The following is a 19,003-nucleotide window of genomic DNA, read 5'->3' as shown; positions in this document are numbered from 1 at the left end:
CTAAACTAAAGCATGCTTTAACCCAATATCAAATAAATGTTAATATAATGGGTATTTAATTTTTTCGTTTAATTTCTCTGTTTGATTTATAAAGGAATCCATATTTGGAGTTATAGTAATATTTAATCCTAATCCTACTTCACGAAGTGTATCCCGCAACTCTTCAAAATTCTTTTTATCCTCTTCGGTTAAATCTACAAATCTATATAATTCATCATTAGGATATTGATTTAATTTAGAATATAACTGTTCCAGAATGTCATTGTCACTTTTAGAAAGCATTCCTAATTGATTTCCAGTAGTCATACCAAGCCAAATCCCATTCAATACATCTCCTAATTCAGTTGTAACCAAATTGGGCTCTGACCAATTATCATCAATTTGATTTGCTATTAAACCTTCCAGTTCTACTAAATTACTCTGTACTTCCGTAACGAAAACTTGCTCTTTAACAAAATTCATTTTTATAATTCCCCAAGCTACAATTGCGATAAGAAATATGTTCAAACCTATGGAAATTCGAAATAGTAATTTTTTCTTTTTACTCAATTTCATCCTCCCCTCTAACAAAATTTCACCTTAAACACCCATAGTTGTTATCGAAGTTATATGAATAGCAACAGTATTTTTGAAAATAGCTTTCTGTTTTTAATGAAACCATTTTGGAGAAAACAAACATAAATAAAAAGGAAGTGCATAATTCTGTTGAATTAAGCACGCCATTTTTCTCTTTAAACTGTTTTCAAAAAAGTCTGCAGAGCGTCGAAGAAACGCTCGCCATATTTTTCAAATTTTACTTCACCAATCCCACTAACATGTCGTAAATCTTCTAGCTCATTCGGTTTTTTGTCACATAAATCACGTAATGTTTTATCAGAGAACACAACAAATGGTGGAACCTTTTCCTCATCTGCGATCTCTTTACGTAATAATCGTAAATGCTCAAATAACGGATCATTGTCTACAAGCTTACGTACTGTAACAGCTTCTTTTCTCATGACTTGTTGATTTCCGAGTAGAACTTCTTTGCCTTCCTCTGAAACATAAATGGTTGGAAACGTGCCATGTTTAACGGCAAGAACGCCCTCAGCAATTAAAAACTCAATAAAGGTAGAGACATCCTTTGAGGAATATTGTCCTTTTAATATGCCGTAGGTAGACAGCCTTGCAAAGCCAAATTCAGTGACCTTTTGATTTTTGGAGCCTATTAACACTTGGGCTACCATCGTCTTACCGAATTTTTGCCCCATCCTTACGACACAGGCTAATACTTTTTGTGCATCTACCGTCACATCTTTCACTTCTCGTCCATCATTACAGTTGCTACAACGACTACAAGGCTCCCCTGGTACTTCGCCAAAATACGTTAAGATGGCATTTTGTAAACAGCCTTCTGTATGGCAATAATCCACCATCGTTTGCAGCTTTCCTAATTCCTGTGCAATCCGTGTTTCATCCTGCGTCTGTTCAATTAAAAAGCGCTGTGTTTGAACATCACCTGATGCATACAGTAAAATACAAGCACTTGGTAAGCCGTCACGCCCTGCACGCCCCGCTTCCTGATAATAGCTCTCCATATTGCGTGGCATTTGATAATGAATGACAAAGCGTACATTACTCTTATCAATACCCATTCCAAATGCATTGGTAGCTACCATAATGCGCGCTTCATCTTTTAAAAAGCGCTCCTGCTCTGACATACGCATGTCCTCTGATAATCCCGCATGGTATTTTGCAACAGCTTCGCCAGAACGACTTAACAGCTCATAGATCGCGTCTACAGCCTTTCGTGTAGCCGCATAAATAATGCCCGCTTCATTTTTATTTTTCATTAAATAATTTTTAATGTAGCGCTCCTTATTTTCACCGATTAATACAGAGAATGCTAAATTGTCGCGTGAAAAACCGGTAATGACAGTAGATTGCTCGTCAATGTCTAATAATTGTCTAATGTCATCACAAACAGCTGGTGTAGCTGTGGCAGTAAGTGCTAAGACAGTTGGCTTTTGCGGCCACAACGTAAATAATTTTTGGATTGCTCGGTAGCTTGGTCTAAAATCATGCCCCCACTGAGATATACAGTGTGCTTCATCCACAGCAATCAAAGGTACAGATAAATTCGATAATACTTGTAAAAAACTTGCACTTTCTAATCGCTCTGGTGCTATATAAAGAAGCTTTAAATAACCCGCACTAGCCAGCTGGATCGTTTCATTCACTTCTTGCGCGGTTAAGGTACTATTAATATACGCCGCTGGAATATTTGCAGCACGTAATGCTTCTACTTGATCTTGCATCAAAGAAATCAAAGGGGATATGACGACTGTAAGGCCATCTAGCATGAGCGCCGGAATTTGATAACAAATTGATTTACCTCCGCCAGTTGGCATCACACAAAGACTTGATTGACCTCGTAATGTTTGTTCAATAATTGGTTCTTGTCCATTGCGAAATGAATCATAGCCAAAATGATGTTGTAGCATTTGTCTTGCTTGCTCCATCCAACTTTTCACTCCTCAGTTGTTAGACGAATAAGCTTATACTCGCCCTGTTCATTTTTATTTATTTCATATACCATCATAGAGTTTGCAAGTGCCTCTTGACCAGCAGAATTTGTTAGGACATATTCTGTTTTGGCACGAACAATAATATTTTGTCCTTCCATGCTGATATTTTTAATCGTCGTATCGGAAAAATATATTTGCGCTTTTTTGGAAGCGTAATAGGCAACCATATTATCCAGTGTGCTTTGTAAATCGTTTGACCCTATGAAAGATTTCATGACACTAGCATCTTGAACCTCAACAGCTGCTCTTAATTGCTTATGAAATGTATCTAAAAATAGCTTTATTTCATCGGTATTAAAAGCAAAAATGTTCTTTCCATATTGATCAATTGCTTGCTGAACGGCTTCCTTATTACCTTGTTCTATATAAGGATACAAGTTTTTGGCTTGGGTTAGCCTATTACTTGGATTCATGCCTCTTTCACACCATTCATCCAATAACATAACAATATCCTTAAATGGCAATACATACGGCTGTGATACACCGTTTTCCTTGCGTTTAAAATAGATGCCAACAAGTTTGCCATTTTCCGCTTCTAGAACAGGACTCCCTATACGTGTATTTTGATTTGCATCTATGTAATAAGCAGCTACATTGTCACTAAATTTTTGAATAGTGTGTGGTAAGCTATCGACATAAACAGCTAACTGATCTAATTCCCCATTAAAAACGGTCGGTACCTTTACCGATACGTTATAGGAAACTTCTAAAATGGCTATATTATTAGCTGTTGATAAATAGTGAACTTCGGCTTCTTTCAGTTTATCATTATTAAATTGTACAAGCGCAGTTGGCTTTGAAGCCACGAGCGCCCCATTTGTCACAATATAAAGTTTACCGTCCTCTTTTTTAACAATAATCCCTGCACCGATTCCGTTCTCCCCAACTACTTTTACTTCCGGCACTATTTTTTCTTGCTGCTTCGTCACAGCCTTTTCCGATTTCACATCGGTCTTTTTACTTTGAACTACCTCTGCCAATGTATCATTGCCACAGCCAGTTAAAAGTAAAGTTGTCGCTCCAAGAATGAGCATCTTTTTCCACATACGTTCACCAAAACTTTCTATCATTCAACTATGCCTTGGAAATTGCGTCCGAAGGCTTTAACTTCTTTCTGTGGACGTGCTAAAAAAATAGCTTCAACCCGTATTCATCTCATCACCTATAGAGGTGGCAAGTTTCATTATTGAAAGTAAGTTAAACATCTTTCTATTCTATCATAAACAAGGTTACGCTACGTTTCAAGTTTACATAATAATATTATTGTTTTTTATGTATTATTAAAATAAAGTTCTTGCCATTTGTTCAATTCGTTCTACCTATAAAAAACGACTCTTTATTATCTTTGATATAAGAATGACTTATCATTTGTGGTTAAAATGATATAAAAAAAAAGACAGGCTTCTCGCTCAAGCAACCTCTTATTATTACATAGACAATGCATTGTCTAATAGAAAGGAAATCTTTATGAACAAAGAATTATTTCTAATGCAACAAATCTATTCAGCCCTTTTTTCTATTGGAAATAAAATCCAAGTACAATCAGATCAATATATAGAAAAATTAACGTCAAGACAATATATGGTCGTTTTAACTATTGCTCATTTACCAGAAGATCAAACAACATTCAACAATATTGCAAAAAAGCTAGGGACTACTAAGCAAAATGTGAAACAAATAGTCACTACGATGAAGGATATGTTGACATTACACCTAGTCCAAATGATAAACGTGCTGTCAACATTACAATTACTGAACGTGGGAAACAAGTTTCGTTCGAGGCAGCTAAAAAAGGAATATATTTTTTAACAGACCTTTTTAAAGATTTCTCTACAAGTGAACTGTAGAAATTGTGGAGTCTATTACTGAAGTTATATCGTTTTGATGGTGATGAACAGGATGGTTTTGAAGAAAACATTCAATTAAATAGTGATGAAAAATAAATTCGAGAAGTTAATTAATATTGAGGAATTTGTCTCGGTTAATGGTGCAGATCATTATTTATTTCATTCTGGTATTAACTATGATAACTCACTATTACTTTATTTACATGGTGGTCCCGGTAGCGTTGAATCGCTTTTTGCCCATGCATTTCAAAATAAGTTAGAAGGATTTTATACGATTGTTCATTGGGATCAGCGTGGTGCCGGAAAAACGCATATTAAAAACCTAGAAAAATATCCGACAATATGAAAAACTGAAGGAACAAATCATGCAAGCGGATGATAAAAAAGCTTGAAACTATCGGAGATTATCCCGGAGAAAAAATTAAATTTGATCGAGCGTTTTTGAAGAAATGTATGAAAATACGTAAACTCCAAACGAAATATGGTTTAGCTGGTAAGAGTGATCTTCCTATATTTATGACTGCCTGTAAAAGACCTATTTTTAAATTTTCGGATCTTCTGGCGCTTTTTAATATAATGAAAGCAAACAGAAACGTACATGAATTTTTAGAAGACTTTGACCTACTGGCTGAACCAGCAGATTATCAAGTCCCCATCTATTATATTTTAGGTGAAAATGACTGGCAGGCTCCCTATAGCATTGCCAAAGAATATTTTAATACCATCAATGCACCCCATTCTGTTTACGGATGCATTATTGCATATTTATAATAATGAGCATCGTATACTCATTTTATAATTGGCTCATTATAGACTTCTTTTCTTCCCAACAACTGACATTTGAATATGGTGGATCTGTAGTAAAATATTCTTTAGCAGTTTTTATCAACTTTTCCATCCAATCTAACTGCTTTAAATTTCACTTTTTTGATTGATTCAATTAAATCATATAGACTATCAAAATCAACTGGTTTCGGTTTCTCATTCAATGTATTCTCCTTACTTTGAACATCACTTCAAAACTTAAATACTATTTACAGTTATACCGCTCTTTTAGCCTGTCATTTATCTCAGACTGACATCTCTCACCACTCTTATCTTCCTTTTATTAATAGATTCCTATTATTTAATACTTTCTCTAACTTTTTCTAGAGTTTTACCTAGTAGATTTAACCCCTTCCATTTTAAAGGATTCGTGGCATCTGGATGATTACAATCTACACCAATACCCCATATCTTATCGTAAGGACTAGCTTCTGCTATTGTTTTATTTTCCGTATTTAATAATACTTGCTTTAATTTCGGGTTTGAAAATTTGTCAACTAATACTTCAAAGTACACCTTTTCACGATTTCGCACCCAAACCTTTTCATCAAATGGAATTTGCCTACTACGACCTAATTTTTTACACTCGTCTGGTGTTTGTGCTCGCATTATTTGCAAGGCGATTTTATCTGCTCCAAACAATTTAGCTTTACGATACATTACAGCTTGTTCACTCCATTTAAAGAGTTGTCCTTGATGCTTAAATGGTGAGTAATAAAAGTTTGAAAATGCATCCTGTTTTCCCCAGAAAAATACAAAGTCTTTAGTTTCTTTCATAATTAATTCCTCCATTTTGTGTACTTTTAATAATATATCTCTTTTATGTAATTATTTGTATCATTCAATTAGTTTAAATCCTTAATAAAAAGCATTTTTGCTTTTGAATTATCAATATATTAACCACGAATATCGTACGTAAAAGATCATATTATAAAATTCTACTGCAATAGAAATTTAAAGATGTAATCAACTAATTATTAGATTTATATTTATTGTTGCCGGGTAGTTTCTTGATTGTATTCCATGCTTCAATCGCTTCTTCACGACTTTTCCCTTGGTTTTTCGGGTCAGAAAAAAAGTCACGAATGAACTGATTATATTCAAATTGGGGTGCAATGTTTTTCTTGTATGAAGGGGCTTTCTTTCGTTCCTCCTCTTTATTCCAAGCGTCTACAACATCACGATAAGTTTTTCCGACGTTGTTTTTAAAATAGTTTTGGATATACGTTGAAAAATGAAATTTTGGGAGTACTGTCTTAAAAAACGCCCTTACATTTTGACTACAACGATGATTTTCGGTAATGACTGTATCAAGACTTAAGTCTACTTGCTGTTCTATTTTCTTCGCTTTTGATTTTCTGACAGGATTCTTAATCTCTCCTGTCTTCAGAAATGTTTCAATCCTATTGGAAATCTCTATTTTAGAACCAGAAGCACTTATTCCGTTTTTTCTACAAAATGATTGCAATTCTTCCTTTAACCAATAAAAATCGTTAAAACTATCTACACTTATATCTTTCGTTAGTTTAGGTCTCATAAAATATACCTCCATTTTACTCCTTCCACATTATAGAACAATAGTTCCTATTTGGCAAAATTAATCACGAAAACAGCATAAAAAAACATGCGCGTACATTCGCGCATGTTTCCACATTATTTTTTCTTAAGAAAAATGATAGTAGCTATAATACCTAGCAGTAATGTGATAAAAATTGCATAAGTAAATGTATGGTTACCTGTCACATCATAGCAATAGCCGATCAGTACTGGGATAATGGCGCTTATCATGAAGCCGCCTGAAAGCACCATAGATGACCAGCTATTTGCTTCCTCGTCATTTCTTGCCTCATCCAATGGTAGTAATAAACCGATTGGAAATAAGCCGCTTAATACAATTCCTATAATGAATACCGCAATCCATAACAAAGTCCCTGAGCCTACCCATAGCAACAGAAAGCCAATAATGCCAAAGACCCCTAAAGAGAAGAGCCAGCCGATTCGACTCGACCATTTTTCCATTAATATAGGGACCAAAATATTCCCAATCATTTGTACAATAGACATAAATGTTAGCATAGAGCTTGCAGCGCCAAGGGAAAAGCCCTTATCCTGTAACATCGGTGCTAACCAGGACATCATGGAAAAGAACAAAGATGTTTGTAAGCCAAAGTAAATTAAAATGGTCCAAGCACGGACATTTTTCCACGGATTTCGTGCTACTTTTTCTGTAAATACAGCTGTCTCTGGTAGCTCTTGATTTTGTATTGTCAGGATCCATATACAAAGAGCAAAAATAGCAAGTATTGCCCAAGAGCCAAGGGCCATCGTCCAGCTCTCATGAATGATTATATAATGGTAATGTTAGTGCTGCACTCAATGTTGCCCCTGTTCCTATTCCAAATGAATAAATACCTACCACCGTAGTAAAACGGCTCGGGAATTTTTTCTTGATATAGGCATTTAATATAGGCCCTATCAGTGCAATGGCAAATCCTGCTGCAAAGCTTGTGACTACAAGTAGTACATAACTTTCTTTTAAAAAGCGAAGGCCATTTGCTGTTGTTAGGATGATTATTAAGAGCGAAATAGCTGTTTTTGTTCCGAGTTTTCTTTGTAATGGGACTGCGAATGGTGCAAAGAGTCCCATACAAAACACCGGAATAGATGTTAAAAAGCTCATTTTCGTATTTGATATATGGAGTGATTCTAAAAGTACATTAAATAGTGGTCCTATTCCTGTGACTGCTGGGCGCATATTGAGCGCAACCAAGAAGATACAAACAACCACAAGTACCATGGAAACACGCCTTTGCTTTTTCTCCATACTTTCTAAGAACCTTCTCTCTATTTATGCGGTTAAAAATTTAACGAAATTTTATAAGACCATTGAATTCTCACTATACCCTTTTACCATTTTTTCTAGTAATGGTCAATTGTAGCTAGCACGATGTTGTAGACACACTTATCGTTCTTACATATTTTTAGGTGCGGCAATTCCTAATAGTGCTAACGACTCTTTTAACACAATGGATACACATAGACAAAATGCTAATCTTGATTTTATTTGGCTGTCATTGATCAATACTTTATTTTGGGCATAATATTTATTAAATTGACGCGCTAATTGTAAGGCGTATTTAGCAATTTGTGATGGATCTACTTGTTCAAAGGCGTTAGCAATTACTTTCGGAAACTGTTCGAGTAATAAAATAACAGGCCATGCTTGCTCACCTAATGTTTCGAGCGATACTTCATAACTTTGTGCATCTGCTTTTGCCAAAATAGATGCGATACGTGCATACGTATATTGAATATATGGCCCTGTTTCACCTTCAAAATTCATCATGTGCTCAATAGAAAACTCAATATCATGAAGACGATCATTTTTTAAATCATTAAAAATGACCGCTCCTACACCAACCTGTTGCGCGATACTCTCTTTATGCAATAGATTTGGATTTTTTTCCTCGATATTTCGCTTCGCTGTAGCAATTGCTTCTGTTAGTACATCTGTTAATAGAATAATCTTTCCTTTACGCGTCGACATTTTTTTACCCTCTTTTAAAATCATCCCAAAAGGTACATGCTGCAAGTCATTTGCCCAATCATACCCCATCTTCTCAATGACCTTAAATAATTGGCTAAAATGAAGTGATTGTTCATGCCCTACAACATAAAATGATTTTATAGGGTCATATTGTTGTTTACGATAAAAAGCAGCTGCTAAATCACGGGTAGCGTAGAGCGTAGCACCATCAGTTTTGGTTATTAAGCATGGAGGCATATTGTCTATTTCAACAACATGAGCACCCTCGGATTTCACAAGCAATTCTTTTTCTTCCAGCTCCTTGACAACAGCAGCCATTTTGTCATTATAGAATGCTTCCCCAGCGAATGAATCAAAGTCAATTCCAAGCAATTCGTAAATGTTTTTGAATTCTTCGAGTGATGCATCTCTGAACCACTGCCAAAGAGCTAACGTCTTTTCATCCCCATCTTCTAATGCTTTAAATGCGGTGCGTGCCTGTTCATTCAGTGAATCATCCTGCTCCGCTTCTACATGGAATTTCACATAAATTTTTAGCAGTTCCTCTATTGGGGCAGCCTCAATCGTCTTTTGATCTCCCCATTGTTGATAGGCGACGATTAATTTACCAAATTGTGTTCCCCAGTCACCCAAATGATTAATGCGAATTGCTTTGTAGCCGTTTTTCTCGGCGATATTGGCCAAAGCATTACCGATCACCGTTGATCGTAAATGGCCCATAGAAAACGGCTTCGCTATATTTGGTGAAGAAAAATCTAGCACTATATTCCCTTTTGACTCTTGTTGAGTCCCATATAAATTTTTCTCTTTTACAATTTTGCTAAGAACTTGTTGAGTAATCGTTGGCTGATGATAAAAAATATTGACATAACCACCTACTACTTGAACTTCTTGTATACAATCGCAGCTTATATTATTTTTTATGTCGAACGCTATAGAGTGAGGGGATCTTCTTAATTTTTTGGCTAACGTAAAGCACGGAAATGCCAAATCCCCTAAGTCCAATTTTTTTGGTTTCTCCAGTAAATGTTGAATTTCAATAACGGACAGCTCATTATTTAATGCTTTAGCTATACTTTTTGCAATTTGTGTATTCATATTCATTCCCCTCTCTATACATAAATCCATTTTCTTGTAGACAAACAAAATGCCCTGATTTTGAGTTGTGCCGCGCACGATTCATACTAAATGAAGATAAAAAAACCCTCGTCTCTAAAATAGAGACGAGAGCATAGTTATCCCGTGGTACCACTCTAGTTGCCATATAATATGACCACTTTCCATTGTTAACGGGGTGACTCCCCGATATTCTCTACTATTAATTCGAGAACCTTCTCCAAAGTGCGTTTCATTTATGGCTCCTGCATTAGGCTCACACCATCCCTAATTCGCTTTCCGGTTGCTCCATAAACTACTCTCTTTTTCATCGAATTTAACTGTAATTTCAAAATATTCTACATGAGCTGCAATTTAAAGTCAATAGTCTAATTACAATCATAGTGCAACACTTGAACTTGTTAATGACTATTTAGTTTCTTCTTCTCTTAACTAACTTCCAGTAGTTTATTATTATATGCAGTTGTTAACTGTTTCGTTCGATTAGTGTTAAAGTCATTTTCAAATAATCGATGGTTTTTAGATAATAAAAGTAAAACCAGACCGAATAAATTTCATGTTGTACAAATAAGTAATAACGAGGAAACTGAAGTCATGGTTACAGACAATCGATTTACCGCACCTACACAACCTGGAGTTTATTATTATTCTTATAGCGTTTGGTGAATGGATGAAAAGGAAGCGAATTTATCTCATGGTGACGCTTTCTTTTGCCTTCGTTTTAGTAGTTGATTAACTATTCCATTGAATGGCAAGGTATTTTCACTTAAACTTTACTTTTAATGAATAAAAAATCTTACTCATCAGAAAAACGCGAGAAATCAACATTTCTAAAATTGATTTCTCGCGCTTTTTAAGGTTTTGGCCAGTTATGTCCCAGCCTTTTTCTATCTTTCACAAGCCCATCCATCGCCATCACGATCATGCTTTTTTTCATACGCTGGGTGATCGCTACCTACTCCATTTGGATAATCTTTACGAAGCTCTGTACAATTTTTATATTTTGACTTACTTCCGCTTGAAGGTTTTGATGAGTTACTTGACCCATTACTAGTTTTAGCTAACGGATTTTGAGAAGTTAAATGTGAATCTATTACATAACCTCCGTACAGTGGAGTTGTTACAAATGACCATCCAGCAATTGTAGAATGCACTAAAACTTCTTCGTTTTTCGAAAGCTCGCCGATATTATCTCCAGAAGGACTAGCGATATTTCTAACAACAAGACCCTGTGTTAATACATATTTAGTTGTTGGTTTAGATACACTCATAAAACTTGTAGTCGCATAACCAATGACATTACCGTATTGTACCAATGACCAACCGTTTCCAACAGAACCGAAGTCTTTCACAACCATTTTATGTTGTAAAGTCGCAACTGTTTTTCCTTTTAATGATGGTGTTTGTTTCACTACCAAACCACTTTTAGAACTAGCTATCTGAATTCCGTACAAAGCATCATCTAATGCAACATCTTTTATATAGCCTTCTATTATTTTCCCATCACTATTTAGATAGGATATACGTGAAAATGAAACATTATGTCCCTCGCTGATTTGTGTTACAAGTGTTCCTTCTTTTACAGTTCCTAATATTTTAGAAGACGCATCGGGTTTTTCATATACTTCTATTGATGAACTTGTAATAACTTTTACTTCTTTAAATGTGCTCGCATCGGCTACCTCTAAATTAAATGCTAAAAGTAACATAATGAATAATGCTGCGATTGTTTTTAGTCTCATTTTATCCTCCAATTATATATAATCTTGAAATCTTCTTTTTGAGTCTGCTTGAAAATAATGTAAAAATACTTATAATTACAACTATATGTATTTCGAAATGAAGTAACTCAGCTATTTTTCACAAGCCAATCCATTTACAATTACAGTCAGACTTTTGTTAAAATTCCCCTCCTTCACATTTATTATACATAAAAAATCCTATAATTGGTTAATCAAGTCACATTTTACAAGAACAAGGACAAATCATTAATTTACGATAAGTGTTGATAAAGGTAACGACATCCATCTTATCCCCAAGCTCTTTCATTTTCTCTGGAATAACACGTTGAACTCCCTCTTTTAGCATCGCAATTATGTTGTTGTGACCAAAGTTTGCTCTAAAGATAAAATCATCAATAGTTATATAACGCTTTCTTCATGTAATATTCTATATGCAGGATTTCTATCTGTATTATGGGAAACAAGAAAGTTATTAAAGTCTCCCTTAATTTCCCGATACCCACACCAACTTGAATATCATCTCCAACTACTTTAACACTTAAAATAAAAGTTAAAATATTACTCACGATTTTACAAACGTATGGGATTATTACAGGGGTTATCGTTGTATGCATTCTTGGCTTCATCTTTTTCCGTATAGCACACATACTAGGTTTCATTCATAACGAATACGGACGTTTATTGATTATAGGTTGCCTTACCTATGTCACAACGCAAATTGTATATCACCTACTTATGCTTTTCGGACTTGTACCCTTTATGTCAATGACAATCCCATTTATTAGCTATGGTGTTTTCCCAATGCTGCTCGGAAGCGTTGCTATCGGCTTGACGCTTAGTATTTATCGTAGAAAACCCTATGTTTAGTGATGAAACATTAAATGTTTTTTAAACAATTTAAAGTGACCTTTTAACAGTCTATCTCATAAAAGGTTACTTTATTTTATAGAAAATATTTTCCCCTTAACTATATGTATCTGAATTAAATGAGAATTTATCAAAAAAAGCTACCCAATTACAGGTAGCTAAAATTTTTTATATTTCACAAGCTCATCCATTTCCATATTGATCATACCTTTATTCATAAGCCTGGTGATTCCGACCTACTTCATTCGGATATTATTTACAGAACTTTGTACAGTTTTTATGTGAAGAAGGATTCGTTTTTAATTTCTTTGAGAAGTTAATTGTGAAGCTTCGACATAACCCTCATAAAACAAAGATGTTATGTAAGACCAACCAGCAATAGTAGAGTGTACTGAAACTTTATCGTCTTTAAAAAGTTCTCCAACTCTAGCTCCAGAAGTACTAGCGATATTTCTTACAACAAGCCCGGTTTTTGATGCATATTTAGTTATTGGCTTAGAGTCACTCATAAAATTTGAAACAGCATAACCAATGACATTCCCATATTGTACATAAGACCATCCATTTCCAACAGAACCAAAGTCTCTCACAACCATATTATGTTGAAGTGTCGCAACTGTCTTTCCATCCAATGAAGGTGTTTGTTTAACTACTAAACCACCATTAGAACTAGCTACCTTAATATCATGTTTAGAATTACCAAGGTAGTAACTATGAATATAGCCATCAATAATTTCCCCCTCATTATCAAGGCAGATTATACGAGAATAGAAAGTATTATGCCAATCACTAATAAATGTTACAAATGTTCCTAATTTTACAGTTCCTAGTACTTTAGATTTCGAATCAGGGCTTTCATATACTTCGACTGGAGATGATGTATTTTGAACAATTTTAACTTCTTTAAATGTGCTAGCTTCAGCTACATCCAATTTGAATGCTAAAAGTAACATTATGAATAATCCTGCGATTGTTTTCAGTTTCATATATTATCCTCCTAATATATATGTCTAGTTAAAATTTTTGGCTATCATTCTTTTTGCGTCTGTTTGATAATATTGTAAGAATACTCATAGGAACAACTATACGTATTTCGAAATAAAGTGACTTATCTATTACTCACAAGCTACCCTGTTTGCCACTACAGTCAGACCGTTTTATTCCCCCTCCTTCTATTATTATACATAAGGTATTCCTTAATTTGTGTAATATAACAATATTTACCGAAAAAAATAGAGATAACCATTATTTAAAAGAATATGATAAACGTTGGTTTTACAATATGTATCAAACATCTTCAAAATATACTGTTTAATTCACACAAAATAACACTAACAATAATTGAAAATCAGATATTTCAATTGTTGAAAAAAATATCTAGAAAACTAATTGGGGATGAAATTCTCAAAATCTTTCCCTTTAAAATGTCAGGACTATATTTCTTCCATAAAAAATCCCTCCTCAAAACACAGTGGAAGGCAAAGACTTATTTTTTATTTTCTAAATAATTACAGAAAGGACAAAGATGATCTCTATTAATATAAATAGCACTGTACATATCTGACCATTGAATATCGTCAGTACAACTTTCGCATTTATCAACATAATTATAAGTTTTCAAACCATTTTCTATTAAGATATGCCATTGTTCATCTGATAATCTTTCAGGTCCGCTTTTTATGGCAAGTATCGATATTCCCAACGCTTCACCATCTTCAAATCTATTTGTTTTAATTAGTTTATCCACATAAGAAATGAATTCAGATTGCTCACTTAAAATTTTTTGTTTTAGCTTTTCCCAATGCATATAACTCCTCTTTTCCTGTACTTTCATTCGACAAAAAGAAAATATTTCCTTTTAGAAATGGCAATAAAAAATATTATAGCATTATTCACATAATTGTGTGTTTACTAAATTAGCCCTCTTGCGTATTCCCAAAAATATATCGCGGATTCACGTTGTATATAAATGCATATTTTATATTTTTTTGGTTTTTATGTATAATTTTATAATATGATTCAAGTGTTTAATAAGCGGTAAATAAATAGATTGTGAGTTATAAATATGAAAAAAACGTTAAAAATTTTCTCTATTACTATTCTTATTATTGTAGTCGTAGCTATAGTAGGTTTGCTATTATTTGGACGTAACAACCATAGTAATTTATCTGGAAGCGTTTCTGAAAAAATCGATCAATATTTGATAAATGAAAATTTCAGGGTACCGTCCTGATCGCAAAGGAAGATGAAGTTTTATTTACAAAAGGTTACGGATTGGCTGCCACTGATTTACCTAATAGCCCAAGCACGCTCTATCAGATTGCTTCATTATCTAAACCATTCACTGCAGTAGCAGTCATGCAACTAGTAGAAAAGGATCTTCTAAACTTAGATCATCCAATTTCGCAATACTTTCCTGACTTTCCGAATGGAGAAACTATTACAATAAGTCATCTACTAAGTCATAGCTCAGGAATTCCGGACTATCTAAAGGGAAACTTTGATTACAGCAAAGAATGGAATCCAATTGATATTGTAAATACCGTTAGTGATTCTGGATTAGAATTCACCCCAGGCACAAGCTTTCATTATAGTAATACTAGCTATGTGATGTTAGGACTTATAATTGAAAAAGTCAGCGGACAGCCATATGCAAATTATATAGAAGAGCATATTTTTGAGCCGAGCAAGATGATTAATTCTTGTTTACAGTTCCGGATGATTTACCGAAAGCGGAAGGACATATTGAGGGTAAAGTCGGACCATTAATGCATAATTCTGCAGCGTATGCAGCTGGGGATATCATTTCTACAGCTGAAGATTTATACCTGTTTGACCGAGCCTTGCGTAATAATGTATTGATAAGCAAAGGATCTTCAGAGCTGATGGATCTTCAGAGCTGATGATTATGACTCATGCTAAAAAGTTTCCGAATCAATATGGATATGGTTGGTATACTCAAGATGTCATGGGGAAAAATGCTGTTGGGCATCCTGGAGGATATCCAAGTGGTTTCCGTCATTATGTTACACGGCTAAATGACAAGGAAATAACAGTGATTGTTCTTAGTAATGAGATGACGACGAATTCAAAAAGAATCAACCGTCACCTTACATCCATCGTTCTTCAGCAGCCAATTTGGATATGGGAAGAGAAACTTTAATTATAGAAGACTTTTCTCAAGTTTGATTTAAAATAATTTAGTGAAATAAAGCCCTTTCACTAGAGAGGGCTTTCATAAAACCTGTTCTTTACAATTGAGACGATTAAATACATAAAAAAGTATATGTATTCACTTTTTTTTAACATTATCCCCTCTCTTATCCCGCTCAAATATTTGACAACACATAACCAAACGTTGATTTAATAATGTTTATAGACTATGGTACATATTTCATGATATACTAGTGCCATTGTGAAAAAAGGAGGAACTTGCATGATTCAAGTAAGTAATGTAGGTCTTCGCTATGGCGATCGTAAACTATTTGAAGACGTAAATATAAAATTCACACCAGGGAACTGCTACGGTTTAATCGGAGCAAACGGTGCTGGTAAATCAACATTTTTAAAAATTCTTTCTGGTGAAATTGAAGCGCAAGAAGGACATGTATCAATGGGTAAGGACGAACGTTTATCAGTTCTTAAACAAAACCATTTTGAATACGATGAATTCAATGTATTAGATACTGTTGTTATGGGGAACAAACGTCTTTGGGAAGTAAAATCTGAAAAAGATGCTATCTACGCTAAAGAAGACTTTTCTGATGAGGATGGCATGCGTGCTGCTGAATTAGAAGGTGAATTCGCTGACCTAAATGGTTGGGAAGCTGACTCAGAAGCAGCAACATTATTAAACGGGTTAGGAATTGGCGACGAGCTTCACTATATGCTAATGGCTGATCTTGAAGGTTCTGACAAAGTCAAAGTATTATTAGCACAAGCTCTATTTGGTAAACCAGACGTTCTATTACTAGATGAGCCTACCAACCACCTTGACTTAAAAGCAATTCAATGGTTAGAAGAATTCTTAATTAACTTTGAAAATACGGTTATTGTCGTATCCCATGACCGTCACTTCTTAAATAAAGTATGTACGCATATCGCGGATTTAGACTTCTCTAAAATCCAATTATATGTTGGTAACTATGACTTCTGGTATGAGTCTAGTCAATTAGCACAAAAAATGATGGCAGACCAAAACAAGAAGAAAGAAGAAAAAATAAAAGAGCTACAAGCATTCGTTGCTCGTTTCTCTGCGAACGCTTCGAAATCAAGCCAAGCGACTTCTCGTAAGAAAATGTTGGATAAAATCGAGCTTGACGACATTAAACCTTCTAGCCGTAAATATCCATTCATCAACTTCCAAACTGGACGTGAGATCGGTAATGATGTTTTAACAGTGGAAGGTCTTACAGCAAGCAATGAAGGCGAAACACTATTTAAAGATATTCGCTTTTCAATGAACAAAGAAGATAAAATCATTTTACTTGGTAATCCAATGGCCAAAACAGCTCTTCTTGATATTTTAATGGATGAAAGAAAAGCAGATGCTGGTACGTTCAAATGGGGCGTAACAACTTCTCAAAGTTACTTTGAAAATGATCACGATAAATACTTCGAAGGTTCAGAGAAATCATTAGTTGAATGGTTACGCCAATACTCTCCTGATGATGAAACAGAAAGCTTCTTACGCGGCTTCTTAGGTCGTATGTTATTCTCTGGTGAGGAAGTAAAAAAATCACCTTCTGTACTTTCAGGGGGAGAAAAAGTACGTTGTATGCTATCTAAAATGATGCTTGCTACAGCAAACGTTGTTTTACTAGATGAACCAACGAACCACCTTGACCTTGAATCTATTCAAGCACTAAACGAAGGGCTTATGCGCTTCAAAGGTGCGATGCTGTTCACATCTCATGACCATCAGTTCATCCAAACAATTGCGAACCGTGTCATCGAAATCCGTGAAGACGGTACAATTTTAGATAAACTATTAACTTATGATGAATTTCTTGAGTGGAAAGATAGCCAAGGCTTAAGCTAATATTAAAGGGGTTCTCCTATTGAAAAAGGAGAACCCCTTTTTTATTGCTATAAAGAGCACTTTTGCTTTCCTTGTAAAAATAATGTCCACAATTACTTTGTCGATGTTGTCATTGCCACTTCCACTTGAGGATCTGACAGCCGTTCATTTCTTTGTACTTTCTCGACAGTTTCTTCATATTGAGTGATTATCCGTGTATCAGGCGAAAATACTGCAAGTAGCAGTGATATTAGAAGCCCGGCTATCATCAATCCACCAAATAAATATGGTGAAGCCCCATACTCTGTTGCTAAAGAAGTCCATAGCATGGGTCCAAAACCGACGATTGCTGCCGCGATTTGATAGCCAAAGGATAGCCCCGTATAGCGAACATTCGCTGGGAATAATTCTGAAAAGAACGTACCTTGCGTCGCGAAAATGGCTGCCCATACGACACCAAGTAATACGACTTGTAACATAAAGAAATACGTTGAACTGATTGGAATCATAACGAAATAAGGAATAGCTAGCAGTAACATTGTGATAAGGCCACCGATATAAATTTTCTTACGTCCTATAAAGTCTGAAAAATAACCCACTAGTGGAATTGTTACAATCATTGTTGCGCAGCTTATTGTTAGAGCAAATAATGCAACATCCCTTGTGTAGCCAATATAGGTCGTCGCATACACTAAAATAAATGACATTAAAAATACATTAAAGAATCCGTCCCCTATTTTTAATCCAATAATACGGAAAATGTCTTTTTTGTTATATTTAAATACTTGGACAATTGGTATCTTCGCTAGTTCACCATTGTCTTTTTTACGTTTAAATTCAGGTGTTTCTTCAATCCCGCTTCGAATCCATATCGCTAATACGATTAAAACTGCACTAAATAGAAATGGTAAACGCCATCCCCATGCCATAAATTGTGCTTCAGTCGTTAATGAAGAAATAAGTGTAAAACTAAATGTCCCTAAAACTAAACCGATTGGAACACCAAGCTGCGGAATAGAACCAAAAAAGCCACGCACACCTTTTGTAGCCGATTCGGTAGCTAGTAACACAGCACCTCCCCATTCACCCCCAAGTGCAATCCCTTGAATAAGTCGCAAAATGACTAATAGCGTTGGCGCGAGTAACCCTACTTGCGCATAGGTAGGTAATAAACCGATCAAAAAAGAACTACCGCCCATTCCAATTAACGTGAGCATAAGCGAGGCTTTCCTTCCGACACGATCTCCCATATGTCCAAAGATTAAACTTCCAATTGGTCGTGCCGCATAGCCAGCTCCAAACGTAGCAAATGCAATTAAAATCGAAATTGCTGGATTGCTCGAAGGGAAAAATAGCGTTGTAAAAACTAATCCTGTTGCAGTTCCATATAAATAAAAATCGTACCATTCAATGATTGAGCCTGCTAAACTTGCTAATAATACTTTCACATTTTTCATATAGCCCCTTCTCTC

At 35.0% G+C, this 19,003-nt stretch carries 19 protein-coding genes and 1 other annotated feature; of the genes, 7 read left to right on the top strand and 12 right to left on the bottom strand.

Annotation, left to right across the window (positions count from 1 at the left end; all coding sequences use genetic code 11):
• Nucleotides 1-39 precede the first annotated feature (39 nt).
• From AC3WSO_RS12255 to AC3WSO_RS12245, 3 genes are all read right to left on the bottom strand, one after another.
• On the bottom strand, nt 40-549 hold the full coding sequence (locus tag AC3WSO_RS12255) for a hypothetical protein (protein ID WP_492531101.1): 510 nt from the start codon (nt 547-549) through the stop codon (nt 40-42).
• A gap of 182 nt (nt 550-731) precedes the next feature.
• Entirely contained in the window at nt 732-2,501 is a 1,770-nt protein-coding gene (gene recQ / locus AC3WSO_RS12250; protein WP_492531099.1) for a DNA helicase RecQ, read from the bottom strand.
• Nucleotides 2,502-2,509: 8 nt separating this feature from the next.
• Nucleotides 2,510-3,637, bottom strand: coding sequence for a TcaA NTF2-like domain-containing protein (locus tag AC3WSO_RS12245; RefSeq protein WP_492531097.1), 1,128 nt, complete (start codon nt 3,635-3,637; stop codon nt 2,510-2,512).
• A 397-nt stretch (nt 3,638-4,034) separates the two neighbouring features.
• Between AC3WSO_RS12245 and AC3WSO_RS12240 the strand changes: the two genes are divergently transcribed.
• The 3 genes from AC3WSO_RS12240 (at nt 4,035) to AC3WSO_RS12230 (ending at nt 5,185) form a co-directional block, all read left to right on the top strand.
• Nucleotides 4,035-4,376, top strand: a complete 342-nt coding sequence (locus AC3WSO_RS12240) for a hypothetical protein (protein WP_492531095.1) — start codon at nt 4,035-4,037, stop codon at nt 4,374-4,376.
• A gap of 120 nt (nt 4,377-4,496) precedes the next feature.
• The gene (locus AC3WSO_RS12235; protein WP_492531093.1) at nt 4,497-4,760 is read left to right on the top strand and encodes a hypothetical protein; all 264 of its coding nucleotides are present in this window, start codon (nt 4,497-4,499) and stop codon (nt 4,758-4,760) included.
• Nucleotides 4,761-4,789: 29 nt separating this feature from the next.
• Nucleotides 4,790-5,185 carry a hypothetical protein gene (locus AC3WSO_RS12230; protein WP_492531092.1) on the top strand — a complete coding sequence of 132 codons (396 nt, stop codon included), beginning with the start codon at nt 4,790-4,792 and terminating at the stop codon, nt 5,183-5,185.
• A gap of 351 nt (nt 5,186-5,536) precedes the next feature.
• Here the strand turns inward: AC3WSO_RS12230 and ybiA are convergent, their stop codons facing one another.
• The 6 genes from ybiA to AC3WSO_RS12200 all read right to left on the bottom strand — a co-directional run bounded on the left by ybiA (nt 5,537) and on the right by AC3WSO_RS12200 (nt 11,644).
• Nucleotides 5,537-6,016, bottom strand: coding sequence for a riboflavin biosynthesis intermediates N-glycosidase (ybiA, locus tag AC3WSO_RS12225; RefSeq protein WP_492531090.1), 480 nt, complete (start codon nt 6,014-6,016; stop codon nt 5,537-5,539).
• 193 nt (nt 6,017-6,209) lie between these two features.
• The gene (locus AC3WSO_RS12220; protein ID WP_492531088.1) at nt 6,210-6,776 is read right to left on the bottom strand and encodes a DUF6434 domain-containing protein; all 567 of its coding nucleotides are present in this window, start codon (nt 6,774-6,776) and stop codon (nt 6,210-6,212) included.
• A gap of 116 nt (nt 6,777-6,892) precedes the next feature.
• Nucleotides 6,893-7,564 (bottom strand): MFS transporter, encoded by a 672-nt coding sequence (locus AC3WSO_RS12215; protein ID WP_492531086.1) that lies wholly within the window; start codon nt 7,562-7,564, stop codon nt 6,893-6,895.
• A gap of 10 nt (nt 7,565-7,574) precedes the next feature.
• Nucleotides 7,575-8,063 (bottom strand): MFS transporter, encoded by a 489-nt coding sequence (locus AC3WSO_RS12210; protein ID WP_492531084.1) that lies wholly within the window; start codon nt 8,061-8,063, stop codon nt 7,575-7,577.
• A 147-nt stretch (nt 8,064-8,210) separates the two neighbouring features.
• The gene (gene argS, locus AC3WSO_RS12205; RefSeq protein ID WP_492531082.1) at nt 8,211-9,884 is read right to left on the bottom strand and encodes an arginine--tRNA ligase; all 1,674 of its coding nucleotides are present in this window, start codon (nt 9,882-9,884) and stop codon (nt 8,211-8,213) included.
• Between the two features lie 118 nt (nt 9,885-10,002).
• Nucleotides 10,003-10,222, bottom strand: a binding site (T-box leader).
• 567 nt (nt 10,223-10,789) lie between these two features.
• Nucleotides 10,790-11,644, bottom strand: coding sequence for an excalibur calcium-binding domain-containing protein (locus AC3WSO_RS12200; RefSeq protein ID WP_492531080.1), 855 nt, complete (start codon nt 11,642-11,644; stop codon nt 10,790-10,792).
• 513 nt (nt 11,645-12,157) lie between these two features.
• Between AC3WSO_RS12200 and AC3WSO_RS12195 the strand changes: the two genes are divergently transcribed.
• Nucleotides 12,158-12,511, top strand: a complete 354-nt coding sequence (locus AC3WSO_RS12195) for an FtsW/RodA/SpoVE family cell cycle protein (RefSeq protein ID WP_492534339.1) — start codon at nt 12,158-12,160, stop codon at nt 12,509-12,511.
• Nucleotides 12,512-12,810: 299 nt separating this feature from the next.
• On the opposite strand, the gene AC3WSO_RS12190 is transcribed toward AC3WSO_RS12195, so the two are convergent.
• Both AC3WSO_RS12190 and AC3WSO_RS12185 read right to left on the bottom strand, forming a co-directional pair.
• A complete protein-coding gene (locus AC3WSO_RS12190; RefSeq protein ID WP_492531078.1) occupies nt 12,811-13,497 on the bottom strand; it encodes an SH3 domain-containing protein in 687 nt (228 codons plus the stop codon).
• 500 nt (nt 13,498-13,997) lie between these two features.
• Complete coding sequence (locus AC3WSO_RS12185; RefSeq protein WP_492531077.1) at nt 13,998-14,318, bottom strand: hypothetical protein; 321 nt, start codon at nt 14,316-14,318, stop codon at nt 13,998-14,000.
• Between the two features lie 467 nt (nt 14,319-14,785).
• Here AC3WSO_RS12185 and AC3WSO_RS12180 point away from each other — a divergent pair, with 467 nt between their 5' ends.
• The 3 genes from AC3WSO_RS12180 (at nt 14,786) to AC3WSO_RS12170 (ending at nt 17,552) form a co-directional block, all read left to right on the top strand.
• Nucleotides 14,786-15,280, top strand: a complete 495-nt coding sequence (locus AC3WSO_RS12180) for a serine hydrolase domain-containing protein (RefSeq protein ID WP_492531075.1) — start codon at nt 14,786-14,788, stop codon at nt 15,278-15,280.
• A 139-nt stretch (nt 15,281-15,419) separates the two neighbouring features.
• Nucleotides 15,420-15,674, top strand: a complete 255-nt coding sequence (locus tag AC3WSO_RS12175) for a serine hydrolase (RefSeq protein WP_492531074.1) — start codon at nt 15,420-15,422, stop codon at nt 15,672-15,674.
• Between the two features lie 273 nt (nt 15,675-15,947).
• Complete coding sequence (locus AC3WSO_RS12170; protein ID WP_197140750.1) at nt 15,948-17,552, top strand: ABC-F family ATP-binding cassette domain-containing protein; 1,605 nt, start codon at nt 15,948-15,950, stop codon at nt 17,550-17,552.
• Nucleotides 17,553-17,644: 92 nt separating this feature from the next.
• Here AC3WSO_RS12170 and AC3WSO_RS12165 read toward each other — a convergent pair whose 3' ends face one another.
• Nucleotides 17,645-18,988 carry an MFS transporter gene (locus AC3WSO_RS12165; protein WP_492531072.1) on the bottom strand — a complete coding sequence of 448 codons (1,344 nt, stop codon included), beginning with the start codon at nt 18,986-18,988 and terminating at the stop codon, nt 17,645-17,647.
• Between the last annotated feature and the right edge of the window lie 15 nt (nt 18,989-19,003).

Source organism: Lysinibacillus sp. EB106-09-02-XG168 (assembly GCF_058791475.1).
Note: the sequence above shows the minus strand (reverse complement) of the source record. Positions and strands in the feature narration are given on the sequence as shown.